General features: G+C 74.2%; 23 protein-coding genes. 10 read left to right on the top strand and 13 right to left on the bottom strand.

Features of this window, described 5'->3' with window-relative positions; genetic code table 11:
- The first annotated feature begins 300 nt into the window (after window positions 1-300).
- The 6 genes from QUY26_RS01005 to QUY26_RS01030 are packed head-to-tail and all read left to right on the top strand — an operon-like array spanning window position 301 to window position 6563.
- A complete protein-coding gene (locus QUY26_RS01005; protein ID WP_289943186.1) occupies window positions 301-1011 on the top strand; it encodes a TauD/TfdA family dioxygenase in 711 nt (236 codons plus the stop codon).
- A complete protein-coding gene (locus QUY26_RS01010) occupies window positions 1008-2333 on the top strand; it encodes a KamA family radical SAM protein (RefSeq protein ID WP_289943187.1) in 1326 nt (441 codons plus the stop codon). Before QUY26_RS01005 ends, QUY26_RS01010 begins: the two co-directional genes overlap by 4 nt.
- A 44-nt stretch (window positions 2334-2377) precedes the next feature.
- Entirely contained in the window at window positions 2378-3385 is a 1008-nt protein-coding gene (locus QUY26_RS01015; RefSeq protein WP_436840241.1) for an EamA family transporter, read from the top strand.
- 3 nt (window positions 3386-3388) lie between these two features.
- Window positions 3389-4393, top strand: coding sequence for a diiron oxygenase (locus tag QUY26_RS01020; RefSeq protein WP_289943189.1), 1005 nt, complete (start codon window positions 3389-3391; stop codon window positions 4391-4393).
- A gap of 12 nt (window positions 4394-4405) precedes the next feature.
- A complete protein-coding gene (locus QUY26_RS01025; RefSeq protein WP_289943190.1) occupies window positions 4406-5578 on the top strand; it encodes an Ldh family oxidoreductase in 1173 nt (390 codons plus the stop codon).
- Between the two features lie 58 nt (window positions 5579-5636).
- Window positions 5637-6563, top strand: a complete 927-nt coding sequence (locus QUY26_RS01030) for a branched-chain amino acid transaminase (protein WP_289943191.1) — start codon at window positions 5637-5639, stop codon at window positions 6561-6563.
- Here the strand turns inward: QUY26_RS01030 and QUY26_RS01035 are convergent.
- The 10 genes from QUY26_RS01035 to dhbA all read right to left on the bottom strand — a co-directional run bounded on the left by QUY26_RS01035 (window position 6560) and on the right by dhbA (window position 15421).
- Window positions 6560-7633 (bottom strand): serine hydrolase domain-containing protein, encoded by a 1074-nt coding sequence (locus QUY26_RS01035; RefSeq protein WP_289943192.1) that lies wholly within the window; start codon window positions 7631-7633, stop codon window positions 6560-6562. The two genes, QUY26_RS01030 and QUY26_RS01035, sit on opposite strands and share 4 nt — an antisense overlap.
- Window positions 7630-8562, bottom strand: a complete 933-nt coding sequence (locus QUY26_RS01040; RefSeq protein WP_289943193.1) for a DUF6895 family protein — start codon at window positions 8560-8562, stop codon at window positions 7630-7632. Before QUY26_RS01040 ends, QUY26_RS01035 begins: the two co-directional genes overlap by 4 nt.
- Entirely contained in the window at window positions 8559-9218 is a 660-nt protein-coding gene (locus QUY26_RS01045; RefSeq protein ID WP_289943194.1) for a hypothetical protein, read from the bottom strand. The genes QUY26_RS01040 and QUY26_RS01045 overlap by 4 nt, the downstream gene beginning before the upstream one ends.
- A gap of 92 nt (window positions 9219-9310) precedes the next feature.
- A complete protein-coding gene (locus QUY26_RS01050) occupies window positions 9311-9493 on the bottom strand; it encodes a hypothetical protein (RefSeq protein WP_289943195.1) in 183 nt (60 codons plus the stop codon).
- Between the two features lie 86 nt (window positions 9494-9579).
- Window positions 9580-10590 carry a phosphotransferase gene (locus QUY26_RS01055; RefSeq protein WP_289943196.1) on the bottom strand — a complete coding sequence of 337 codons (1011 nt, stop codon included), beginning with the start codon at window positions 10588-10590 and terminating at the stop codon, window positions 9580-9582.
- 102 nt (window positions 10591-10692) lie between these two features.
- Window positions 10693-10929 carry a phosphopantetheine-binding protein gene (locus QUY26_RS01060; protein WP_289943197.1) on the bottom strand — a complete coding sequence of 79 codons (237 nt, stop codon included), beginning with the start codon at window positions 10927-10929 and terminating at the stop codon, window positions 10693-10695.
- A 5-nt stretch (window positions 10930-10934) separates the two neighbouring features.
- Window positions 10935-11567, bottom strand: a complete 633-nt coding sequence (locus QUY26_RS01065) for an isochorismatase family protein (RefSeq protein WP_289943198.1) — start codon at window positions 11565-11567, stop codon at window positions 10935-10937.
- Window positions 11568-11593: 26 nt separating this feature from the next.
- Window positions 11594-13255, bottom strand: a complete 1662-nt coding sequence (locus QUY26_RS01070; RefSeq protein ID WP_289943199.1) for a (2,3-dihydroxybenzoyl)adenylate synthase — start codon at window positions 13253-13255, stop codon at window positions 11594-11596.
- Window positions 13252-14460 carry an isochorismate synthase DhbC gene (gene dhbC, locus QUY26_RS01075; RefSeq protein WP_289943200.1) on the bottom strand — a complete coding sequence of 403 codons (1209 nt, stop codon included), beginning with the start codon at window positions 14458-14460 and terminating at the stop codon, window positions 13252-13254. Before dhbC ends, QUY26_RS01070 begins: the two co-directional genes overlap by 4 nt.
- 136 nt (window positions 14461-14596) lie before the next feature.
- Window positions 14597-15421, bottom strand: coding sequence for a 2,3-dihydro-2,3-dihydroxybenzoate dehydrogenase (gene dhbA / locus QUY26_RS01080; RefSeq protein WP_289943201.1), 825 nt, complete (start codon window positions 15419-15421; stop codon window positions 14597-14599).
- A gap of 101 nt (window positions 15422-15522) precedes the next feature.
- Here dhbA and fhuB point away from each other — a divergent pair, with 101 nt between their 5' ends.
- The 4 genes from fhuB to QUY26_RS01100 all read left to right on the top strand — a co-directional run bounded on the left by fhuB (window position 15523) and on the right by QUY26_RS01100 (window position 20217).
- Window positions 15523-17859 carry a Fe(3+)-hydroxamate ABC transporter permease FhuB gene (gene fhuB / locus QUY26_RS01085; RefSeq protein WP_289943202.1) on the top strand — a complete coding sequence of 779 codons (2337 nt, stop codon included), beginning with the start codon at window positions 15523-15525 and terminating at the stop codon, window positions 17857-17859.
- A gap of 85 nt (window positions 17860-17944) precedes the next feature.
- Window positions 17945-19162, top strand: coding sequence for an enterochelin esterase (fes, locus tag QUY26_RS01090; protein WP_289943203.1), 1218 nt, complete (start codon window positions 17945-17947; stop codon window positions 19160-19162).
- A gap of 182 nt (window positions 19163-19344) precedes the next feature.
- Complete coding sequence (locus QUY26_RS01095; protein WP_289943204.1) at window positions 19345-19614, top strand: hypothetical protein; 270 nt, start codon at window positions 19345-19347, stop codon at window positions 19612-19614.
- A 120-nt stretch (window positions 19615-19734) separates the two neighbouring features.
- On the top strand, window positions 19735-20217 hold the full coding sequence (locus QUY26_RS01100) for a hypothetical protein (RefSeq protein WP_289943205.1): 483 nt from the start codon (window positions 19735-19737) through the stop codon (window positions 20215-20217).
- A 138-nt stretch (window positions 20218-20355) separates the two neighbouring features.
- Here the strand turns inward: QUY26_RS01100 and QUY26_RS01105 are convergent, their stop codons facing one another.
- From QUY26_RS01105 to QUY26_RS01115, 3 genes are all read right to left on the bottom strand, one after another.
- Window positions 20356-21090 (bottom strand): transporter substrate-binding domain-containing protein, encoded by a 735-nt coding sequence (locus tag QUY26_RS01105; RefSeq protein ID WP_289943206.1) that lies wholly within the window; start codon window positions 21088-21090, stop codon window positions 20356-20358.
- Window positions 21091-21202: 112 nt separating this feature from the next.
- Complete coding sequence (locus QUY26_RS01110) at window positions 21203-22651, bottom strand: DHA2 family efflux MFS transporter permease subunit (RefSeq protein WP_289943207.1); 1449 nt, start codon at window positions 22649-22651, stop codon at window positions 21203-21205.
- Window positions 22648-22860, bottom strand: a complete 213-nt coding sequence (locus tag QUY26_RS01115) for an MbtH family protein (protein WP_289943208.1) — start codon at window positions 22858-22860, stop codon at window positions 22648-22650. Before QUY26_RS01115 ends, QUY26_RS01110 begins: the two co-directional genes overlap by 4 nt.
- Window positions 22861-22863: the final 3 nt, after the last annotated feature.

The raw sequence follows: 22863 nt of genomic DNA on the forward strand, positions 1-22863 counted from the left end.
CGGTCCGACCGCGCCCGCGCTCCGGGCATCCCCCGCTCCCCCGGCACGCGCCCGTGCGCGTTCCCCGGACACCGGCCTTCGCATACTGGATCGAGCCATCCCCCGGCGAGGTCGGTTTTCTTCAATACGTCCCCGTGCCCCTTTGCGAGGCTGCGTCGCACCACCGGCGTGGCCGGCGTCCCGCGGACGCCGACTCGGCGCCGGGCCGGACCGGCTGACCACCGGCACCCGGCACCCACCCGTCCGAACCGAGGCATCGCCCCAGCGGCGACCGACAGAGGAAGACAACGGGGGAAGCACATGCCCATGCCACGCGCCGAGAGCGTGCGTGCCGTCCTGGAGGCCGACGGATACGCCGTCGTGGACCGACTCGCCGGACAGCGGCACGCCATCGAACTCCTGCAGGACATCGGCCGGTTCGTGCCCCAGTACACGGGCACCGTGGAGCACGAGGTCGTGCACCGTCCCGGCAACGACGGCCGCGCCTATTCGCAGAGCCGCAACACGATCCGCGCCCACACCGAGGCCCCGGGCTGGGACCCGAGCCCGCGCCACCTCGCCCTGTACTGCCACCGGCAGGCCCGCTGCGGCGGCGGCCACACCGACCTGCTCGACGGACGGCTCCTGGAGAAGCTGCTCGCCCCGGCCGAGCACGCCCTCCTGACCGGGCCCCGGCTCACCTTCCCCGGCCCCGGGGGCGGAACCGTCACCGTGCCCATGCTGTACGAGGAGGACGACGGCCGCCCGGTGCTCAGGTTCAGCTACAACCTCCTGACCGCAGCCGACTACGACGCCGCCCTCGACGCGTCCCCGGAGCCGGAGCTGCTGCCCTTCGGCCGCGCGGGCGCGGCCCTGGCGCGCCGGGTGAGCGAGCTGTTCGACCAGTACCGCACGCGGATCCTGGTCCCCGACGGCTGCCTGCTCATCTGGGACAACCAGCGGATGCTGCACGCCCGTTCCGCGTACGAGGACGCGGACCGCCACCTGACGCGCTACTGGATCGCCGCATGAGCGGCCGGGGAACCCGCACGGTGTCGGGCCGCAGGCTGGCCGCGCTGGTGCGTGAGCGGTGCGCGGACCCCGACCTCGCGCACGATGTCGACGTGGTCGGCCAGGTCCTTCCTTTCAAGGTCAGCGGCCATGCCATCGACCATCTGGTGGACTGGAAGAGCGCCCCGGACGACCCGCTGTACCGGCTGCTCTTCCCGCACCGCGACATGATCGACCCGGTGCACTTCCGGGCCGTGGAGCGCGCTCTGGGGAACCCGGCGAAGCTGCGGGCCACGGTGGCGACCGTCCGCCGCGACCTCAACCCGCACCCCGGCGAGCAGCTCACTCGGAACATCCCTCGCCTCGACGGGGGCGACGAGGTCGAGGGCGTCCAGCACAAGTACGCCCAGACGGCGCTCGTCTTTCCCCGGCACGGCCAGACCTGCCACTCCTACTGCTCGTACTGCTTCCGCTGGGCGCAGTTCGTGGGCGACCCTGGACTGCGCATCGCCGCCGACGGGCCGCGCCGCGTCACCGACTACCTGCGCCACCACCCCGAGGTCAGCGACGTCCTGTTCACCGGCGGGGACCCGCTGGTGATGCGCACGGACCTCCTGGAACCGTACGTGGAGGCGCTGCTGCGGCCTGGCCTTGAGCACATCACGACGGTGCGCATCGGCACCAAGGCGCTGTCGTTCCACCCGGCGCGGCTGGTCAGTGATCCGGACGCGGCGCCACTGCTGCGTCTCCTCGAACGCCTGGTGTGGGCGGGCCGGCACGTCGCCGTCATGGTGCACGTCTCGCACCCGCGCGAGCTGGAGCCCGACCTGACACGGCTCGCCGTCGCCGCCCTGCGCGCCACGGGCGCCGAACTGCGCTCGCAGGCGCCCGTCGTCCGGCACGTCAACGACGACCCCGGTGTGTGGGCGGACTCCTGGCGCGCGCAGATCGCCCTCGGGATCCACCCGTACTACCTGTTCGTCGAGCGGGACACCGGGGCGCGCCGCTACTTCGGGCTGCCGATCCAGCGCGCGCATGAGATCCACCGCGACGCGACGACGCAGCTCTCGGGGCTCGGTCGCACCGCGCGCGGTCCCGTCATGTCGACGACCGAGGGCAAGGTGACCGTGGACGGGCCGACCCGGCTTCCCGGCGGCGAGCGGGCGTTCGCGCTGCGCTTCCTGCAGGCCCGCGATCCCGACCTGGTGGGCCGCCCCTTCCACGCCCGCTGGGACCCGGACGCGCAGTGGTGGTCCGACCTCGTGCCGAGCGCGGAGCACGACCGGCGGTTCTTCCCGCAGGGCGCGCCCGCCGTGCCCGCGGGACGAGGGGGCCCGCGCTGAACGCCTCCCCGGCGGGTTCCGCCACGGGTGTCGCGCTCGCGGCCGTGTCCGCCTGCGCCTTCGGCACGGTCGGCCCGGCCACCAAGGTCCTCGACTCGGCGGGCCTGACGGCGATGGAGATCGCCCAGGCCCGCCTGTCGGTCGCGGCGGCGCTGCTGCTCGCGTTCGTCGCCCTGACCCGGCCGCGCGCCCTGCTCGCCGCGGCCCGGGAGGCGTACGGCGTCATCGCGGTGCTCGGCGTCTTCTCCTTCGCCACGCTGCAGACCCTGTGCGGTGTCGCGGTCGCCCGGATCCCCGTCGGTGTCTTCGTGGTGCTGCAGTTCCTGGCGCCGGTGATCGTCGTCGGCTGGCTGCGGTGCGTGCGGCGGGTGCCGCAGCCCCGCCTCGTGTGGGCGGGGACGGCCGTGGTGCTCGTGGGGCTGCTGCTCGTGGGCGAGGTGTGGTCGCGGTTGCGGCTCGACGTGGTGGGGGTGCTCGCGGCGCTGGGGACGGCGGCGGCGCTTTCGGTGCGTTTCCTGGTGGCCGGGCGGGCGCTGGTGCGGCACGATCCGGTCACCGTGACCGCCCTCGGCATCGCGGTCGGCGCGCTCGCGCTGAACGTCGTCTCGCCGGTGACGGGTTTCCCCTACGGCTCGCTCGGCGACACGGTCCGCCACGAGTCGGTGTCCGCGCCCGTCTGGGTGGTCGTGGTGTGGGCCGCGTTCGTGGCGACGCTCGTGGCGTACGTCAGCGGCATCGCGGCCCAGCGGTACCTGGCGCCGTCGGCGGCGAGCCTGTTCGCGACGCTGGAGGTGGTGGCGGGGGCGGGGGCCGCGTACCTGTTCCTCGGCCAGACGCTGACGCCCGTGCAGTGCGCGGGGGTCGTCGCGGTCCTGGCGGGGGTGGCGCTCGCGCAGCGGACGATGCGCACGTCCACCCGCCCGGGCGAACGGCACGTCGAGCCCCCGCCGCGGCCAGAATCTCGCCCCCCGCGGGCGGAATCCCCTCTTCCGGTGCGGGCGGAGTCCCGGCACGCGGCAGCAGAACCCCACGAGAGCCCGAGAGGAACCTGAACGATGGACGAGCGCTTCGTCAGCAGCTCCGAGGAAGACGCCTTCGGCTCCGTGATGTTCGGTGCCGTCGACAACCCGGTCATCCACCGCCTGGCGGCCAACTGGAAGCGGCGCGCCACCGTCAAGCGCGACGACACGGACCTGCTCGACCTCTTCGACCCCGCGCTGCCCGACTACCCCGAGGAGATCGTCCCCTTCGCCGACCACCCCACGTACACCGCGCTCCCGCCCGAGCGGCGGGCCGCCGTCCTCACCTGGGCGATGATCGCCCTGAACCGCAACACCGAGTACTCCGAGACGCATGTGGTCAACCCGGCCTTCGGGCTGATCCTGCGCGGTGAGTTCCCGGGCCTGTGGGGCGAGGCCCTGGAGGTCTCGCTGATGCAGGCCATGGTCGACGAGCAGTACCACATCCTGATGCACCGCATGGCGAGCGACGTGACCCGGGCCCGCCGCGGCGAGCAGTACCAGGAGAAGCAACTCCCGCTGCCCTACGTGTCCGTGACGCACCGTGAGCTGACCGAGCGGGCGGCGGAGCGCTGGCAGCGCAGCCTGCTGACCCTCGCGTTCTCCACCACGACCGAGCTGTCCATCGGCGCGTACCTCGAACTGGTCGCCAAGGCCGAGGGAGTGCAGCCCATGAACGTGGCGCTGTCCCGGCTCCACCGGCACGACGAGGTCTGCCACGGCTCGATCAGCGGCGAACTCCTCAAGGTCCTCTACCCCCAACTCACCGACGAGCAGCAGCGGTTCCTGCTCGACGCGCTGTGCCGGGCCCTGGAGGCGTACTCGGCCAACGACTACCGCGCCTGGGAGGCGATCATGCGCTTCGTCGGGGTCGATGGCGGCGCGGAGATGCTCGAGGACTGCCGGTCGGCGGGGCGCACGGCGCTGCTGCGGGACTACAGCGGCCTGCACCAGGTCCTCGCCGAGCTCGACGTCCTCGACCGGGTCGAGTTCGACTGGTCGCGTGTGAAGGTGTCGGGCCGACTGCCGTACGTCCTCTAGGAGGGCGCGACCGTGACACTGCCGAAGAACCCGTCATCGCCCGAGAACGTGTCACCGTCCCAGCAGGAGGAGCGGGCCGCGCGTCGACCCGCTGCGGGTGCGCGGGCCCCGGGCGCCCAGGCGTACCTCGTCGACGCGGACGCCGCGCGCGCCGTCGCGGTGCGCGCCCTCGCCGAGCACGGCATGGACGACGAGGCGTGCGCGCTGGTCGCCGACGCCCTCGTGGAGACGTCGGCGCGCGGGATCGGCACGCACGGCCTGCGGCTCCTTCCCGGTTATCTGGACGACCTGGCGCGGCGGATCTCCAATCCGGCGCCGCGCATCGCCGTGGTCCGGGAGCGCGGCCCTTCGGCGCTGCTCGACGCGGACGCGGCCCTCGGCGTGGTCGCGGGGACGGCGGGCGCGCGGGAGGCCGTGCGGCGCGCCGCGCGGTTCGGCGTCGCGGCCGTCGTGGTGCGCAACTCCAACCACTTCGCGGCCGCCTCGATCCACAGCCGGGTCATGTCCCGGGCGGGGATGGCCGGTTGGGCGATGACGTCGGCGTCGTCACGAGTGGCGCCGTTCCGCGGGCGTGCTCCGCTGCTCGGCACCAATCCGGTGAGCGTCGCGGCCGGGGCGGGCGACCACGAGTTCGTCCTCGACATGGCGACCAGCCAGGTGTGTCTGGGCACGGTACGGGAGCGGGGGCGCCGCGGCCGTCCCCTGGACGCGGGCTGGGCCCTCGACGACGACGGGCACGGCACCCTCGACCCCGCCCTCGCGACGGCCCTGTCCCCACTCGGCCCCGGCTACAAGGGCCAGGGCCTCGGCATGGTCGTGGCCCTGATGACCGCAGGGCTCGCCGACGCCCCGCTGGACTGGGAGCTCGACCACATCGAGCAGGCCGAGTCCGGCGGCGGCCGCCGCGTCGCGCACTTCCTGCTCTGCCTGGACCCGGCCTTCTTCGGCGGCAGGGACGCCTTCGACGGGCGGCTGCGCGACCTGATCGACACGATCCGCGCGGCCCCGCCCGCCGACGGCCCGGCGGTGGCCTGCCCCGGGGACCCGGAGCGGCGCAGCGAGCGGGCGGCCGCACGGTCCGGGATCACCCTCGACGTGGACACGACGCGCGCCCTGGAACGCCTCGCCCGCCGCCACGGCCTGCCCGCGCCGACCCTGCGCCCCCTCCCTCGCACCGCCGGGTGACGGGCCCGGCGGCCGCACGCCTCCACGACGAAGGGCACCCCATGACAAGGAGCGTCCGATGAGCGCCCTCTCCCCCGCCGAGCACATCTGGATGGACGGCCGCCTCGTCGCCTGGGACGAGGCCAAGGTGCACGTCCTGACCCAGTCCCTGCACTACGGCTGGGCGGTGTACGAGGGGATCCGCGCGCACCCGACGGTGGACGGCACCCTCGCTGTCTTCCGGCTGCGCGACCACCTCGCCCGGCTCGTCCGCTCCGCCCGCGTGTACCGGATGCACATCCCCTTCACCGAGGACGAGTTGGCCACCGCGACCACCGGACTGATCGCCTCCGGCGGAGCGGGTCCGCGCTATGTCCGTCCGTTGGTGTACCTCGGCTACGGCAGCATGGGGGTGGCCCTCGACCTGTCCGCCGTACGCGTGACGCTCGCCGCGTGGGCGTGGGAGGACCAGCCGGCGCGGTCCTGGCGGCTGCTGACGAGCTCCTGGCGGCGCAACCACCAGGACACCATCCCGCCCCTGGCGAAGGCGACGGGCGCGTATCTGAACTCCTCGCTCGCGAAGGTGGCGGCGCTGCGCGCGGGTTACGACGACGCGCTCATGCTGACGTCGGCCGGTCATCTCTCCGAGGGCTCGGCCGCGAACGTCTTCGTCGTGCGGTCCGGCGTCCTGCACACCCCTCCGGTGCAGGACGGCATCCTGCCCGGCATCACGCGCGCCACGGTCATCGAACTCGCGCGCGCGGCCGGGATCCCCGTCCGCGAGCGGTCCCTCGCCCACGCCGAGGCGTACACAGCCGACGAACTGTTCGTCACCGGTACCGCCATCGGTGTCGTCCCGGTGGAGTCCCTGGACGACCGGCCCACGGCGCTGCCCGCGCCCGGGCCCGTGACGGCCGCGCTGCGCGAGGCATATCAGGACGCGGTGACCGGCAAGAACACACCGTCGTCCGACTGGCTGACGCCCGTGCCGGGACAGCACACCTAGGCGGTCCGGCGGGGCTGCGCGGCCTGGGCGAGTGCCCACAGCTCCAGGTACGCGCGCTGGATGAACGTGCCGGTGAGGGCGGGGCCGGTGTTGGCGAGCGCGACGAGTGCCACGTCCTTGTGCGGGCTGAAGCCCGCGAACGCGGTGAAGCCCCGGGTACCGCCGGAGTGGTGGTAGAGGTCGTGGGTCGGCCGGGGGCGGATGTTCCAGATGAGGGCGATGCGGCGGCCGGTGCGCGGCAGGGCGATGCGGGGAATCGTGGCGTCGGCGAGCGCGGTGCGCAGGGTGTCGGGGGCGGTGGCGGGTGCCGTGGCCGGGTCGAGCAGGGCGTCGAGAGAGGTGAGCAGGTCGCGGGCGCTGGACCGGCCCGCTCCCGCGCCGGGCAGGGCGGGGATCTGCCAGGTGGGGCGCGCGCGGCCGTGCCAGTAGCCGGTGGCCTGCGGCTGGTCGGAGGTGCAGCTGGTGCGGGTCAGGCCGAGCGGGTCGAGGACGCGGGCGGCGAGCAGGGGTGCGAAGGGGGCGCCGGGGCCGTGGGCCGCGTGGGCGAGGAGGGCACCGAGGAGTCCGACGCCGAAGTTGGAGTAGCGCACGCGGGTGCCGGGGGCGGCGCGCGGCCGGGTGCGGGCGAGGGCGGCGCGCAGGTCGGTGGCCGAGAAGGCGGCGTAGGGGTTGCGGAACCAGGTGGTCGCGCCGCTGCGCAGCAGGCCGGGGGGCAGCCGGGGCAGGCCGGAGGTGTGGGTGGCCAGGTGCAGCAGGGTGATGGGGGCGCCGCGCAGGTGCGGAGCGGCAGTGCGGGGCAGGAAGCGGGTGATCGGGTCGTCGTAGGCGACCTCGCCGCGGGCGACCATCTCGGCCAGGAGCAGGGCGGTGAAGGTCTTGGTGAGGGAGCCGATCTCGAAGCGGGTGTCGGGGCCGGCCGCCGTGCCGCCGCGCAGCGCGGTGCTGCCGGTGGCCAGGACGGCGTGGTCGCGGCCGCGGCGGACGGCGAGTGCCACGGCGCTGGCGCCGGGGGCGGCGGCGCGCAGGGCGGCGAGCAGCCGCACCGCCCAGGCGGGCTCCCCCGGCCTCACCGCTGCTCCGCCGCCCCGCCCAGGGTGCGGGAGACCGCGAGGGTGCCGGCGATGGCGGCGACCACGGCGGTGTGCTGGTGGTCCTCGAAGCGGCGGCCGGGGTCGTCGGCGACGGGGTCGCCGTCGCGCGGCACCAGGCCGTCGGGGTGCTGGGCGCGGGCGAGTCGTTCCCAGTCGGCGGGCGCGCAGTAGGGCTCGGGCAGGCAGCAGCCCACGATCATCAGCTCGGCGACCAGGTCCCACTGCTCGATCTCGGCCCAGATGTCGATCCAGACGGGCAGCCAGGTGGTCACGTACGCGGTGAGGTCGGCGGGCAGTCCCGCGGGGTGACCCCCCCAGTCCGTGAGGTGGAAGACGGTGTGGGTGACGCAGTAGCCGGTCATCCAGTCGATGAGCCAGGGCTCGGGGACGGCTCCGAGCCAGGTGGCGCGGGCCAGGGCGGCCCAGTCGTAGGCGCGGTCGCCCCCGTCGAGGCCCGCGACACGGGCCGCGTTGGCGACGGCGAGCCTGCGGTTGGGCAGGACCTCGGCGCCGCGCACGGAGCGCAGTCCGTTGGTGTGGGCGAGCAGCTTCTCCAGGGGTTCGTGGCGGATGCCGCAGCGGGCGAAGGGCGCGTACGTCTCCAGCGGGTCGCTCATCAGCGAGTACCGCAGCAGCCGTTCGTACAGCATGTCGCCGTCCCCGAACTGCCGCCAGCAGAAGTCCAGCAGCTCCCTGGCCAGGCGCAGCTCGGTGCTGCCGGCGGCGGACTCGCGCAGCACCAGCGAGGCGGCGAGAGCGCTCTCGCCGAGGGGTTTGTAGACGCTGTCGGGGTCGCCGAGGTCGGCGGTGGTGTCGGCGGGCAGGGCGCCGAGCTCGCGGTGGGTGTGGAGCCAGGTCAGGGCCCGCGCGCTCACCTCGTGCGCGGTCCGCGTCACGGACGCCGTCATGCGGTCTCCCCTCCGAGCAGTCGACGGGCGATGGCGACGTCGAGCCCGAGCCGCGGACCGCCGCCGTGCAGGCGAAGGTGTTCGAGCAGGGGCACGGGATCGAGCGGGAGGCGCGTGCCCTCGGCGCCGAGCAGGGCGAGCCAGCGGGTGATGCGGGCGGCGGTGGGGAAGTCGCGGCGCAGTACGGCGCGGGTGGCGCCGCGCGCGAGGGCGAGGGGGGCGGCGCGCGCGGCGGTGTGGACGGGTCCTTCGAGTCCGGGCAGGGCGAGCGGGGAGAGCTGGCCCATGCGCACGGACCAGCGCTGCCAGTCGGTGTCGGAGCGGTCGCTGTCGTCGTCCGTCAGGACGGGGGCGCCGGTGGGCCGGGGCGCCAGGGCCGTGCCTGCCTCCGCGCCGGTGAGGCGGGCGAGCAGCGTGGCCGTGGCCCAGTCGCGCCAGGCGACGAGCCAGGGCTCGGCGGCTCCGGCGGGCGGCGCGTCAGGGGTGTTCACCGGGGGCGGGAAGAGGGCGAAGGACTGGGTGACGGCCGCCGCGTCCTGGGGGTGGAGGACGGCGTCGCCAAGGAGGTGGGGGGCGAAGGTGTCGGCGCCGACGACCCGGATGGCGGCCAGCGCGGCCTTGGGGTCGTCCGCCCGTTCGACGTGCTCGGCGACCATGGCGGTACCCCCGATGCCACGCAGGGCATCGAGGGTACGAACAGCCAGGTCAACCGCTGAAGCGGCGTACGCCGTCTGCGACCGATCGGGACTCACTTGCCCTTCGGCTCCTTCGGCTCCTTCGGTGAGATGAGCGCGAGGAGCAGCAGGAATCCTGCCGCCTCGGGCGCGTACGTCGGCGCGTCGCTCAGGGCCGCCTCAGGCTCCACCATGGCCGTACCGAGCGCCGTGGTGTCCGTCGGAGCGACAAGAAGCGGTGTGTGCTGAGCAAGCATCGGTGCCTCCTCATATAGACGTCGCCACTACATCCAGTGACGCCCACCCTCGCCCCAGTTTATGGCAATTCATCATTGTTGTCCGTTCAGTTCGAATCGATCACCTCGGTACGGCCCCGATCGGCCAGCTGCTCCAGCGTCCCCGCGAAGCCGTCCCAGGCCACCTGGGTGTCCTCGGTCCCCTCGTGCGGAGCGCGGAACCAGTCGGTGAACTCGGCCACGTCCAACAGGCTCCACCGCAGCCGGTAGAGCTCAAGGGCGGCCGCGTCGGGAGTCCTGCCGGTCAGTTCTGTGTAGGTGGCCAGTGCGGCCGGGTCGTCCGCGAGCAGCGACAAGTCCCGTTCGGGCAGGGCGAGTCCGACCGTGTCCCAGTCCACGAGGTGGTAACCGTCCACGCCGTGGACGAGGTTGCCGGGATGCGGCTCGCCGTGGGTGACGACGCGCGGGGCGCCGGCGCGGCGCACGTGACGCGCGAGTGCGTCGAAGTCGGCCAGGCGGGCGCGCAGCGCCGTGGCGTTGGCGGTGAGCAGCCGGCGGGCCGGTTCGGCGTACGGGCCGCCGGACCAGGTGCCGGTGAGGTCGTCGAGCGCCGCGTGGATGCCGCTGAGACCGGCGGGCTCCAGGGGGGTGGCCGCAGTGGTGGCGGGCGGGGTACTGCCGTGCAGCCGCGCGAGCAGGCCGAGGACCCGCTCGCGGTCCGCGTCGCCGAGGCGCTCGCCGAACTCACCGGTGCGGCCCGCGACATGGGGGAAGACCGTGAGGGCGTACCGCTCCCCCAGCGGGACCACCGAACGTCCGTCCGTGGCCGCGACGGGCGCGACGACGAAGCCGAGGCCGTCGCGGACGCGCAGCGTCAGCGCCGTGTCCATGGCCTGGCGAAGGCCGGTGAGCGCCGACGCCGCGTCCGCCCCGCAGTGCGCCTTGTGCTCCAGGTCGGAGACCGTGACGAACCAGTCGCGCCCGTCGTCGGCGGTGACGTTCCAGTGGTGGTCGCCGAAGCCGACGGGGGCGTACGTCAGTGAGGTGGGCGCGATGCCGTAGGCGGCAAGACCGCGGGTGAGGGTTTCATTTCGCAGGTTTTCAGGAAACGCCTTCATGGCGGCACGCTAACAACCGCCGCGCAAGCAACCGCCGTGCGGCGGCGGGCACTTGACGTGGCGCGCCCGCCGCCGGCGTGCGGGGAAGGGACCCTCCCGGGGTCAGGCGGGGAGTCTCAGGAGCGTCGCCCACTGCTCGATGGCGGGCCGCTCGGCGAGGTCGGTCAGCGCCACGTCCACGCCGTACGCCTCGCGCCAGCGGCCGACGAGGGTCATCAGGCGCACCGAGTCGAGGCCGTGGTCGACGAGGTTCTCGTCGAGGGGGATGTCGGCGGGCTCCTCGCCGAGGACGTCGGCGATGTCCTGGCGGAGCTGCTCCAGGGTCAGGGTCGCGGTCATGGTGGTCAGATCCCTTCGAGTACGGAGTCGGCGGTGGTCACCACGGCGCAGCGCCCGGCGGCCCAGCGCAGCGCCATCGCGTGGTCGTCGGCGGAGAAGTCCGCGACGGCGTCGGCGACGACGAAGGCCTGGATGTCGCGCATCCACGCGTCGCAGGCCGTCATCAGGACGCCGATGTGGGCGTAGATCCCCGTGATGACCAGCTGGTCGCGACCCAGGGCGCGCAGGCGGTCCTCCAGGTCGGTGCGGACGAACCCGCTGTACTTCCACTTCGTGACCACCTCGTCCCCGGGCGCGGGTGCGACGGCGTCGGCGATGGCGGCGGCGTGCGGGTCGTCGGGGAGTCCCGAGCCCCAGAAGTCCTGCTGGAGGCCGCGCTCCTCGGGGGTCTGCCCGCCGGGCTGCGCGGTGTAGAGCACGGGCACGCCGAGGGCGGCCGCGCGCTCCTTGAGGGCGCGTACGTTCGCCAGGAGTCCGGGCACGGGCGCGGCCTCGGTGTCGTACGCCGACAGGAAGTGGTTCTGCAGGTCGTGCACGAGGAGCACGGCGCGGGCCGGGTCGGCCTTCCAGTCGACGCGGTTGGCGGGCAACTCGGCTGCGGTCGGCAGGGGGTAGGGGGTGACGGCGGGCAGGGCCATGATGCTGGGATTTCCGTTTCGGCTGGTCAGAGGGTGCCGGGGCGGGGCCCGGCGGGGTCGGCGGCGCCGGCCCTGAGGTCCTTCTTGGAGATCTTCCCGACCCCCGTCTGCGGGAACGCGTCCACGAACTCGACGCGGTCGGGCACCTTGTACGCCGCGAGGCCGCGCTCGCGGACGAAGCGTTTGACGGCGACGGGCCTGAGCGGTTCGGCGCCCGCCTTGAGGATCACGTAGGCGCAGGTGCGTTCGCCGAGGTAGGGGTCGGGTTCGCCGACGACGTTGGCGTCGTGGACGGCGGGGTGGGCGAGCAGATGGTTCTCGATCTCCTCGGCGGCGATCTTCTCCCCGCCCCGGTTGATCTGGTCCTTGGCGCGGCCCTCGACGACGAGGTGGCCCGTCGGGGTGAGCCGGACGATGTCGCCGGTGCGGTAGAAGCCGTCGGCGGTGAAGGAACGCGCGTTGTGCTCGGGCGCGTTCCAGTAGCCGCGGATGGTGTAGGGGCCGCGGGTCAGCAGATGGCCGGTGGCGCCCACGGGCAGGTCGTTGTCCGCGTCGTCGACGACGCGGATCTCGTCGTCCGGGGAGATGGGACGGCCCTGGGTGGTGACGATGGTCTCCTCGGGGTCGTCCAGGCGCGTGTAGTTGACGAGCCCCTCGGCCATGCCGAAGACCTGCTGGAGGGTGCAGCCGAGCGCGGGCCGCACCCGGCGGGCGGCCTCCTCGCTGAACTTGGCCCCGCCCACGAGCAGGACGTCGAGGCTGCTCAGGTCGTGGGGCGTGCTCGCGGCGGCCTCCGTCCACAACAGCGCGAGCGGCGGGACGAGGCCGGTGAGGGTGACGCCCTCGCGCTCGATCAGCGGGAAGGCCGTCTCGGGCGCGGGCTGGGGGCAGAGGACGACGCGAGCACCGGCGTACAGCGCGCCGAGAGTGCCCGGTGAGGACAGCGGGAAGTTGTGGGCGGCGGGCAGCGCGCACAGATAGACGCTGTTCTCGTCCACGCCGCACAGCTCGTTGGAGCCCCACAGCGAGTAGATGTAGTCGTCGTGGGTGCGCGGGATCAGCTTGGGCACGCCGGTGGAGCCGCCCGACAGCTGGAGGAAGGCGAGGTCGTGCGGGGCGGGCCCGGCCAGCTCAACGGGCTCGGTGGGCACGTCGGCGAGCGCCTCGAACTCCCCCGGCTCGCCCTGCGCCACCCACACGTGCCGCAGCGTGGGCACGTCGGCGCGGACCTTCGCGGCGAGCGTCCGGTAGTCGTAGCCGCCGTGTTCTGCGGCGATGACGTAGGCGGCGGCCTCGGTGAAGCGGCAGAAGTAGGCGATCTCCGTCTCGCGGTGCGCGGGCAGCGCGAACACCGGCAGCGCACCGACGCGGAACAGCGCGAAGATCACTTCGAAGAACTCGGCGATGTTGGGGAGCTGCACCACCACGCGGTCGCCCGCCGTGATGCCGCGCGCCCGCATTCCGGCCGCGAGCCGGTCGGCGCGGGTGTCGAGTTCGCCGTAGCTCCAGCGGCGGTCGGTGGCGGGGTCGACGACGGCGATCCGGTCGGGGTGCGCGGCGGCCCGTGCGCGCAGCACGCCCCCGAAGGTCTCCCCGCGCCACCAGCCCGCGGCGCGGTAGCGCTCGGCGAACTCCCGCGGCCAGGTGGGCGCCTGGGGGTGCGCGCCGGTGTCGGATACGAGGGTCACAGCTCGGCTCCCACCGCGGCGAGGAACGTGCGGAACTTGGCGGCGGTCTCGGCCGTCTCGGCCTCCGGCTCGGAGGCGGCGACGACGCCCGCGCCCGCGAACAGGCGCAGACTGTCGCGCTCGGCCTCCGCGCAGCGGATGGTGACGACCCATTCGCCGTCGCCCGTGGCGTCGCCCCAGCCGACCATGCCGGTGAAGAACCCGCGGTCGAAGGGCTCGCTGTCACGGATGACCTCGCGGGCCGTGTCGGTGGGCGTACCGCAGACGGCGGGCGTCGGGTGCAGCGCGCAGGCCAGTTCGAGGGCGGACGCCCCCGGCCCCGCGAGGGTGCCGGTGACGGTCGTCGACAGGTGCCACATGGCGGCGGTGCGGATCAGGGTGGGCTTGGCGGGGACGGTCATGTCCGTGCAGAAGGGCGAGAGTGCCTGGTGAACGGCGTCCACGACGACGGCGTGCTCGTGCAGGTCCTTGGCCGACTGCAGGAGCGCGGCCGCCCGGCGCACGTCCTCGGCGAGGTCGTCGCTGCGCGGTATGGAGCCCGCGAGGGGGTTGGCGATGACGCGCCGCCCGCGCCGGGACACGAGCAGTTCGGGGCTCGCGCCGATGAGCGTGCGGGCGGGTCCGGTCGGCAGGGCGAAGGTGTAGCCGCCGGCGTCGCGCCGGGCCAGGCGCTGGAGCATGGCGGGCACGTCGAGGGGCTCGGCGCAGTCGAGTTCGAGGGTGCGGGCGAGCACGACCTTGCTGAACTCGCCGCGCCACATGCGGTCGACGGCGGCGGCCACGGACGCGCCGTACACCTCGGGGGCCGGGACCTGGCGGATGCTCCAGTCCGCGCGGGCGGGTGCCTCGGCGGGCAGCGCGATCAGCGGGTCGGCGGCCAGGGGCGGCGCGGTGCGCAGGGCCGCGGGCACCGCGAGGGCGGCGGGGGCCGTCTGGTCGAACGGCACCGCCCCGATGACGACGGGCGACTCGGCTCCGTCGGCGCGGGCCTGCCCGAGGGTCTGGGCGACCCGCGCCGCCAACGGTCTCTCGTCGTGGGGGACTTCACTGTGCGCCCCCTGCCCGAGCAGGGTGCGGGTGGGCGTTCCGAGGAAGCGGGTGCCCGGACGGTAGTCGGCGAGGAGCGCGGTGGCGGCCCCCACGGCGGGGTGGGCGGGGTCGGCCAGGGCGGGGACATGTGTGGCGACATCGGGTGCCGTCGACACGGAGGGCTCCGTTTCTCCCGGGCCCGTGCCTCCGGCGGGAGGTACGGCCGCGGGTGCGGGGGCGGTCAGGGGGTGGGTGAGGCGCACGGGCGTCCTGCCGGTGGCGGCGGACGTGCGGGGGCGAGGGAGCGGCTGGTCACCGCAGGGTGGCGCCGCCGTCGACGTAGAGCTCCTGCATGGTGATGTGCCGCGCCCGGTCGGAGACGAGGAAGAGGACCGCCTCCGCGATGTCGCGGGGTGCGGCGATGCGGCCCAGCGGGATGCCGGTGCGGAACGTCGCGGGGTCGCCGTCGACGACCCGCTGCGGGGCCGCGTCGTCGGTCCACAGGGCGCGCTGCATCGCGGTGTCGGTGGATCCGGGGGCGACGACGTTGCAGCGCACGCCGCTGCGGGCGAGTTCGAGGCCGAGGCACTTGGTGTACATGGCCGCGGCGGCCTTGGACGCGGCGTAGGCGGCCATGCCGGTGCGGGGCACTCCGGCCGCGTTGGAGCCGACGGTGACGATGCTGCCGCCGCCGCGCGCGGCCATGCGGGCGCCGACGGCGCGTGCGGTGTGGAAGACGCCGGTGGTGTTCACGGCGAAGGTGTCCGCCCAGTCCTCGTCGCTGAGACGGATCGCCGGTCCCGGGCGCAGGATTCCGGCCACGTTGACCAGGATGTCGAGCGGGCCGAGGTCGCGTTCGGCGGCGTTCACGGCGGCTTCGACGGCCGTGGCGTCCGTGACGTCCACGACCTGCGCGGTGATGGTGCCCTTGGCGACGGCGCCGTCCGGCGACGGGTCGCCTGCCGGCTCGGCGGCCAGCGCTCGCAGTCCGTCCGCGCTGCGGTCGGTGGCCAGGACGTGAGCGCCCTCGGCGGCCAGCAGCCGGGCCACGGCCGCGCCGATTCCCTGTCCGGCACCCGTGACCAGGGCGGTCCGGTCGGCCAGTTCCGTGCGGTCGCCGGATCTGAGTATGGGCATGATCAACTCCCCCCGTTCCTCTTAGGTAAGCCTAACCTTAGACGAAGCGGGCGAGAGTGCGCCCCGCTCGACCGCCTGTTTGGTTAGGCTAACCTCACTTCATGCAGTCGCAGCACACGGGTACGTCACAGCCCGCAGCCGAAGAGGGCCCGCCACCGGGCCAGTTGGCCGACACCTCCGCAAAGGGGCGTGTTCCGGCCGCCACAGCGGTCCCGGTCGCCACCCCGCCGTCCACCCCGGACCGCGCCCGGCGCCGGATCCGCCACCGGCTCGCGGGCCTCGCCGTCCTGCTCCTCGTGCTGTGCGCCCTGTCGCTGTCCATCGGGGCCGGTGAGGTCGGGCCCGGCGGCGCTCTGGACTATCTGTTCGATCGCGGCGGCGCCCGCGACGACGCACGGCTCGCCCTCGTCATCGGCGACCTGCGGCTGCCCCGCACCCTCACCGCCGTCCTCGTCGGCACCGCGCTCGGCGTGGCCGGGTGCCTCCTCCAAGCCGTCACCCGCAATCCCCTCGCCGAGACGGGGCTGCTCGGGGTCAACGCGGGCGCCTCCCTGGGCGTCGTCGCCGGCATCGCCCTTCTCGGGTTCGACTCCGGATACGCCTATCTGGTCTGCGCGTTCGCCGGTGCCGTGGTCGCCAGCGCGCTGGTGCTCCTCATCGCCGGGCGCGGCGGCGGCTCCCCGATGCGGCTCGTGCTCGCCGGGTCGGCGCTCGGCGCCACGTTCGGCGGGCTCACCAGCGTCATCGTCGTCAACTCCGCCGAGACGTACGACCGTTTCCGGTTCTGGGTGCTCGGCTCGCTCGCCGGTGTCGAGGGGTACGGCGAACTCGTCCGCCTCGCCCCGGTCCTCGGCGTCGGACTGCTCGTCGCCGGGCTCGTCGTGCGGCCCCTGTCGGCGCTGGCCCTCGGCGACGACCTGGCCCGCGGCCTCGGCCACCGCCCCTCGGTCACCCGCACCGTCGTCGCCGTCGCCGTGACGCTGCTCACCGCCGCGGCCGTGGCGCTCGCGGGCCCGATCTCCTTCCTCGGCCTGCTCGCCGGGTTCGTGGCCCGCTCCCTCGCCGGGCCCCGGCTCGCGGTCCGCCTGGTCCTCGCCGGACTCGTCGGCGCCGGGGTCCTCACCACCGCCGACGTGGCCGCCCGCGTGGTGTCCCGGCCCTTCGAGGCACCCGTGTCCGTCATCGTCGCGCTCATCGGCGCGCCCGTCCTCATCGGCATCGTGCGCTCCCAGCAACTCGCGACGATGGGGATGACGGACCCGGCAGCGGAGGAGTCGGGCGGCGGCAAGCGGCGCGTCGGGGTGCCGGTGCGGGCGTTGGCATACCGTGCCGTGCGCGCGGGCCGCCGCGCCGACGGCCCGCGCGGCGCCACCGGCCTCGAAAGCCCCCTCCGCCCGGCCCGCGCCGACGGCCTCATGACCCTGCGCACCGGACCCCTCTCGTTCCTGGTGGCGCGCCGCCCCGCCTTCGCCGCCCTCGGCCTCGCCGCCCTCCTCGTGTGCGCCGTCGTCCTCTCCGCGTACGCCGGGCAGAGCGACATGGGCATCGCCCGCACCTTCCACGCCGTCCTCGGCCAGGGCGACCGCTTCGACGTACTGCTCGTGCAGAAGTTCCGGCTCGGCCGGATCGTCGCCGGGCTCGTCGCGGGCGCCGCGCTCGGCCTCGCGGGCTGCCTCACCCAGACCCTGGCCCGCAACCGCCTCGCCACCCCCGAACTGCTCGGCGTCAACGACGGCGCCACCGCTGCCGTCCTGCTCTCCGCCACCCTCAGCGCGTCCGGCTCGTTCGGCGCCTGGTGGGCGGGGCCGCTCGGCGCGCTGGTCGCCGTGATCGTGGTGACCGCCGTGTCCGGCGGCGTGGGACAGCGCGGCTACCGGGTCCTGGTCGTGGGCCTCGCCATGTCGGCGCTCGCCTCCGCCGTCACCCAGGTCGTCCTGTCCCGGCGCTCCCTCAACTCGGCCGGCTCGCTGTACGTGTGGACCTCAGGGAGCCTCAACGGCCGCGGCTACTCCGTCGCCGTGCCGGTACTCATCGGCCTCGCGGTGCTGATCCCGGTGGCGCTCGCCGTCGCCCGGCATCTCGCGGTGCTGCGGTTCGACGACGACACCGCCGCGTCCCTGGGGTCGGCGCCGGCCCGTACCCGTGTCGTCTGTCTGCTGCTCGCGGTGGCGCTGGCCGGCCTGGCCGTCGGAATCTGCGGTCCCGTCGGGTTCGTGGCGCTGGCCTCGCCGGTGATCGCGTCGCGGCTCGCCGGGCCGCTGCGGGTGCCGTTGATCGGCTCGATGCTCACCGGGGCCGTGCTGGTGGTCGCCGCCGACACGCTCGGGCGGATCGCGTTCTCCGGCTCCGAGCTGCCCGTGGGCATCGTGACGACCGTCCTGGGCGGGCCGTTCCTGCTGTGGGTGCTGCTCGGCCGCTCCGCGGCGACCCGCGTCTGAGACCACCCCCCCCCGTGCCCGAGACGGCCCCCGCGTCCGTCGCGCCCCCCGTCGACTCCATCCCGCCCCCGAGAGGTGCCCCCACGTGACCGACACCCGCAGCCCCCTCGTCCGCTCCCTGCGTCAGGCGGTCCGCGCCCAGGTCGCGGGCGCGGAAGCGGAGTTCTGGCTCCGCGCGGAAGCCCTCGGCACCCCGCTCGTCGAGCCCGATCCCGAAGGCGACCCCGCGCACCGCCTGGTCACGTTCGTCTGGCGCGACGACCCCGCGGCACCCGCGTCCGACGTCCTGGCGCTGCTGCACACCGTCACCGACCGGGCCCGGCACGCGGGGGACCTGACCGCCCATCTGATGGACCGCGTGGACGGCACCTCGGTCTGGGCCATCAGCCACCGGCTGCGCGCCGACCACCGCGCCTCGTACCAGTTCCTGCCGCACCACGGCACCCGCGAGGACGTCCTGCGCACCGACCGGGCGTCCTGGCGGGCCGTCCTGGACGCGGCGGTTCCCGACCCCCTGAACCCCGCCCCGGCCCTGCCGTCCCGCGACGGCCGCTCCCCCGCCTCGATCCTGTCCCTGCCGGACGCCCCCGCGCAGCCCCACACCGACCGCAGACCCGGCGTCCCCCGGGGACGCAGCGTCGACGCCGAAGTCGCCGCGCGGCGCGTCACCGTGCACCTGCCGCCCGGCCACACCCCGCAGAGCGGCCCGTACGCCGTGGCGGTGCTCCTGGACGGCGAGATGTGGGGTCCCGTCCTCGGTGTCGGCGACATCCTCGACAACCTGCACGCGGACGGCGCGCTGCCTGCGACCGTCGCGCTGCTCGTCGACACGATGGGCCACCGGATGGAGGACCTGTCGTGCAGCGGGCCGTTCGTCGACTGGCTCGCGGACGAGTTGCTGCCGTGGGCGGCGGGACGGTACGGCACGGACGCGCGGCCCGAGCGCACGGTGGTGGCGGGCCAGAGCGCGGGCGGCCTCACCGCGGCGTTCGCCGCGCACCACCGGCCGGACCGGTTCGGCCTCGCGCTGTCCCAGTCGGGGTCGTTCTGGTGGCCCGACGACGAACGCGGCACCGAGTGGCTGACCCGGCAGTACGCGTCCACCCCGCGCCGACCGGTCCGCCTGCGCCTGGAAGTCGGCCTCCAGGAGTGGCTGCTCCTTCAGGAGAACCGCAGGCTCCGGGACGTCCTCAGGGAGCGGGGCTACGACGTGTCGTACACGGAGTTCAACGGCGGCCACGACTACGCCTGTTGGCGGGGCGGCCTCGCGTCCGGTCTGGCGGCGCTGCTGTCGGGGCGCTGAGCAGTCAGGTCGGCCGGAACGTGCGGCGCACCGCTTTCCGCGCGTCACGGGCGTGGTCGTGTCGGAACCGCTGTTCCGGGTCGGCAGGCGGGCCTGAAGGCGACCGAACGCCCCCTGGCCGTGGGCTTCGGCGTGGGAGAAGTCCGGCCGAATCCTCCGTGGAAAGCCGGGAGGATACGAGAATGCCGACTCCTCGCGCGGTGAGTGAGGAAACGACGCTGGTCGCCCGGGTGGAGCGGGCCCTGTGGACGGGGCTGCACGATGACCGTCCGGCCACGTACTTCCTGATGGCCGATGTCGAGGGATGTGCGCGGCTGTCCGGCCCGGAGGCCGAGGCGAACGCACCGGACAACCGGTTCGAACTGCGCTGGGCGACGGCAGAGGACCTCAACCCGCTGGGCCTTCGTCCCCCGGATGCCGGACACCACGTTGCCGAAATGCTGCGGCGCTGATCGACGGCCCCCTCCGGCCGGCTCAGGTGCCTTGGAGGAACCGCCCCCGAGCCGTGACGCGTCGCAATGGGGGCGTGGGGCCCGATTCCGGGGACCTGTCCGCTGTGGTCCTCTGAGCGCATGGAAGTCGTGCTGGCCGCCGCCATCGCCGTAGTCGGGACCTTGATGGGTTCAGTGATCACATATCTGCTCCAGGTACGCACCGCTGAGCACGGTGAACGACGTCGCAACAGGGAACAGCTGAGGCAGGAGCGACTCACAGCGTTCTGTGCGGTCGTCGATGCGCTGCACAGCGTCCGCCGTGCGGAGCACGACCGGTGGAGGCACGAACAGGAGAGCCCCGAGGGAGCCGAAGCCATCGAGGCGCGGGAAAGATCGATCGAGCTCCGCCCCGCCGCCTGGTCCGCGCTCACTCGCCTGCACCTGCTGGTGGACGAACCCGAGTTGGTGCGGTCCGCGCAGCGTGCCTACCGGAGTGTCAGGGCCATCCACTGGGCTCAGGACGAAGATGATCTGCACGACAGGGACCGAGCCTCCCGCGCCGCCCTTGATGCGTTCTTGTCGGCTGCGGCGGTGTACATGCGCGAGGCCATGACCGGGTGATGCTCCGCAGCGGCCATCGGCAGCGGCTTCGCTGCGCCGCCGACGCGGGGACGGTGCTCGCCGAGCGACGACAGGCCAGGGATCGCTGTCCGTACGGAGGCTTCGCCCGGACTGTCGTGCGAGGTTGATCGAGGCTGCTCACGCCACGGGGGCGGCGAGCGCCGGATCCTGACCGGATCGGGCGAGCGCCTCGGCGACGAACCCGGACGCCGTCAACTCGGCCACCATCCCGCTCAGGAACCGCACCGTCTCCGGACGCCGGTCCTTCGTCGTCCCGACGGCCTGCCGGATGGTCATGAACGCGGGCTCGATCAGGCGCAGTCCGGGGTGCTCGGCGACGTGGGCGGCGAGGGGCTGGCGGATGCCCGCGGCGGCCTCCAGCTTCTCGGCGTGGAAGACACCGACGCCCTCGGGGCCCCGGACGACGGTGGCGTGACGCAGGGTCCGGGTCAGGTACAGGTCGTAGGCGGAGCCCTGCTTGACCCCGATCCTGACTCCCTCCCGGTCCACCTCCTCCGGCGTGCGCAGCGCGGAGTCGGCCGGGACCGCGTACATCCCCTCGATGTGCACGTACGGGGCGGTGAACGCGATCTCCGCCTCGCGGGCCGGTTCGACGGCGAGGAAGCACAGGTCGGCGTGGCCGTTGGCCATCGCTTCGTAGGACTTGCGGGCCGCGTCGAAGCACTGGAACTCCACGGGCAGGCCGAGGCGCCGGGCCACCTCACCGGCCAGGTCCACGGTCACTCCGCGGGGCGCTTGTGGGGTGCCCTGGGCGAGGACGGGGTTGCCGAGGTTGATGGATGCGCGCAGCACGCCGGTGGGGGCGAGGTCACGGGCGAGCGCGGCGCCGTCGGTGTTCTCGGTGATCTCCATGGGCCGAGTCTAGGAACGGCGGACGGACCTCACCTCGCGGCCCCCACCTGGGGGCCGTGGTCCGAGCACGGCCATGCCCGCAACACCAGGACGGTGCTCGGACCAGGAGGGCTCAGGCCGCCACCGCGTCCCCCTCCGCCTGCACGCCGTCGTCCGCCCCGTCCTCGTACGGCGGCGGCTGCGGCGCCTCGGCCGGGAGGCGCAGCGCCACCAGCGCCCCGACCGCGACCAGCGCCGCCGTCCCCCACACCGCTGCCCGAAACGGTCCGGCGTCCGGGGCGCCGCCGTGGCCGCCGCCTCCGATCACGGCCGCGCACAGCGCGATGCCGACGGCGCCGCCGAGGGTGCGGACGATCTGGAAGAGCCCCATGGCCTGGCCCATGTCGGGCGGGGCGATCGACTCGAACCCGGCGAGCTGCACGGTGAGTACGGCGGTGCCGAGGACCAGGCCGACCAGGAACATCAGGAGCCGGACGGCCCAGGCGTCGTCGGCGACGCCGGGCATGCCGAGGAGGGCGAAGACGACGGTGGCGAGGAGCAGCGCGGGCACGGTGAGGGCGCGGGGGCCGAGGCGCGGCAGGAGCCGGTCCACGACCTGTGAGGCGAGCATCAGGCCGAGCGCCTCGGGGAACACGCTGAGCCCGGCGTCGAGCGCGGAGGCGCCCAGGGCCGCCTGGTACAGCAGCGGGAAGACGAAGAGCAGGCCCATGAGTCCGGCGGCGGTGAGGACGGCGAGCGCCGAGGCCGTGCCGTAGTCCCGGTCGGTGAACAGGCCAAGGCGCAGGAGGGGTTCGGCGGCACGGCGGAAGTGACGGACCGCGGCGACGAGGAGGAGCGCGCCGAGGACTGCGGCGGCGGCCACCGGCGGGCTGCTCCAGCCGTGTGCGGGTCCGTGCCCGAGGGCGTACGTCAGCAGGCCGAGCCCCGGGGTGGCCAGCCAGAAGCCGGTGCGGTCGAAGGGTCCTTCGGTGCCCTCGACGTGCTCGCGCAGGCCGAGGACGCCGATGAGGAGGGCGGCCAGGCCGATGGGCACGTTGACGAAGAACAGCCAGTGCCAGGAGGCGTGTTCGGTGAGCAGACCGCCGAGCGGCGGGCCGAGCGCGGGCATGAGGGCGGTGGGCACGATGAGTGCCTTGGCCAGCTTGCCGCGTTCGTGCGGGGCGTAGGTCCGAAACAGCAGGGTCATGCCGACCGGGGTGAGCAGGCCGCCCGCGAGGCCCTGCGCGGCGCGGGCCGCGATGAGCGTCGGCAGGTCCTGGGCGAGGCCGCACAGCGCGGATGCGGCGGTGAAGACCGCGAGGGAGCCGAGGAACACGCGCTTGGTGCCGCAGCGGTCGCCGAGCCAGCCCGCCACGGGCAGGGTCAGGGCCAGGGCGACGAGGAAGGCCGTCTCGACGGCGTTGGCGGCGGAGACGGGACGGCCGAAGTCCTCGGCGATGGTGAAGAGCGCCGGGTTGACGATCGTGGAGTCCAGGCCGCTCATGCACATCGCGGCCACGTAGACGACCACGACGGCGGCTCTCGGCGAGAGCGGGCCTGTGCGTACGGGACGGCCCTTCACCGGGCGAGCGCCCCGGCGTCACGCGCGGTGATCCACTCCAGCGCGGCGGCGCGCGGGCAGGGGCCGTACACGACCGTCCAGCCGTCGGGCACGTCGGCGAACAGCGGCCACAGGGAGTGCTGCCGCAGTTCGTTGACGAGGACGACGAAGGTGCTCGTGGGGCCGTCCGCGTCGAAGGGGTTGGCGGGGGTGTCGCCGGTCACGGACATGGG

Origin of the sequence: Streptomyces flavofungini (assembly GCF_030388665.1) — a bacterium.
Classification (GTDB): domain Bacteria; phylum Actinomycetota; class Actinomycetes; order Streptomycetales; family Streptomycetaceae; genus Streptomyces; species Streptomyces flavofungini_A.

What these genes read in the sequence shown, in the direction of transcription:
- QUY26_RS01095 (WP_289943204.1), top strand. Translation starts at nt 19,345, where the DNA reads ATGCCGACTCCTCGCGCGGTGAGTGAGGAAACGACGCTGGTCGCCCGG.
- QUY26_RS01055 (WP_289943196.1), bottom strand. Translation starts at nt 10,590, where the DNA reads ATGAAGGCGTTTCCTGAAAACCTGCGAAATGAAACCCTCACCCGCGGT.
- QUY26_RS01005 (WP_289943186.1), top strand. Translation starts at nt 301, where the DNA reads ATGCCCATGCCACGCGCCGAGAGCGTGCGTGCCGTCCTGGAGGCCGAC.
- QUY26_RS01060 (WP_289943197.1), bottom strand. Translation starts at nt 10,929, where the DNA reads ATGACCGCGACCCTGACCCTGGAGCAGCTCCGCCAGGACATCGCCGAC.
- QUY26_RS01040 (WP_289943193.1), bottom strand. Translation starts at nt 8,562, where the DNA reads ATGACGGCGTCCGTGACGCGGACCGCGCACGAGGTGAGCGCGCGGGCC.
- QUY26_RS01050 (WP_289943195.1), bottom strand. Translation starts at nt 9,493, where the DNA reads ATGCTTGCTCAGCACACACCGCTTCTTGTCGCTCCGACGGACACCACG.
- QUY26_RS01030 (WP_289943191.1), top strand. Translation starts at nt 5,637, where the DNA reads ATGAGCGCCCTCTCCCCCGCCGAGCACATCTGGATGGACGGCCGCCTC.
- QUY26_RS01065 (WP_289943198.1), bottom strand. Translation starts at nt 11,567, where the DNA reads ATGGCCCTGCCCGCCGTCACCCCCTACCCCCTGCCGACCGCAGCCGAG.
- QUY26_RS01010 (WP_289943187.1), top strand. Translation starts at nt 1,008, where the DNA reads ATGAGCGGCCGGGGAACCCGCACGGTGTCGGGCCGCAGGCTGGCCGCG.
- QUY26_RS01100 (WP_289943205.1), top strand. Translation starts at nt 19,735, where the DNA reads ATGGAAGTCGTGCTGGCCGCCGCCATCGCCGTAGTCGGGACCTTGATG.
- QUY26_RS01045 (WP_289943194.1), bottom strand. Translation starts at nt 9,218, where the DNA reads ATGGTCGCCGAGCACGTCGAACGGGCGGACGACCCCAAGGCCGCGCTG.
- QUY26_RS01020 (WP_289943189.1), top strand. Translation starts at nt 3,389, where the DNA reads ATGGACGAGCGCTTCGTCAGCAGCTCCGAGGAAGACGCCTTCGGCTCC.
- dhbA (WP_289943201.1), bottom strand. Translation starts at nt 15,421, where the DNA reads ATGCCCATACTCAGATCCGGCGACCGCACGGAACTGGCCGACCGGACC.
- QUY26_RS01105 (WP_289943206.1), bottom strand. Translation starts at nt 21,090, where the DNA reads ATGGAGATCACCGAGAACACCGACGGCGCCGCGCTCGCCCGTGACCTC.
- fhuB (WP_289943202.1), top strand. Translation starts at nt 15,523, where the DNA reads ATGCAGTCGCAGCACACGGGTACGTCACAGCCCGCAGCCGAAGAGGGC.
- QUY26_RS01115 (WP_289943208.1), bottom strand. Translation starts at nt 22,860, where the DNA reads ATGTCCGTGACCGGCGACACCCCCGCCAACCCCTTCGACGCGGACGGC.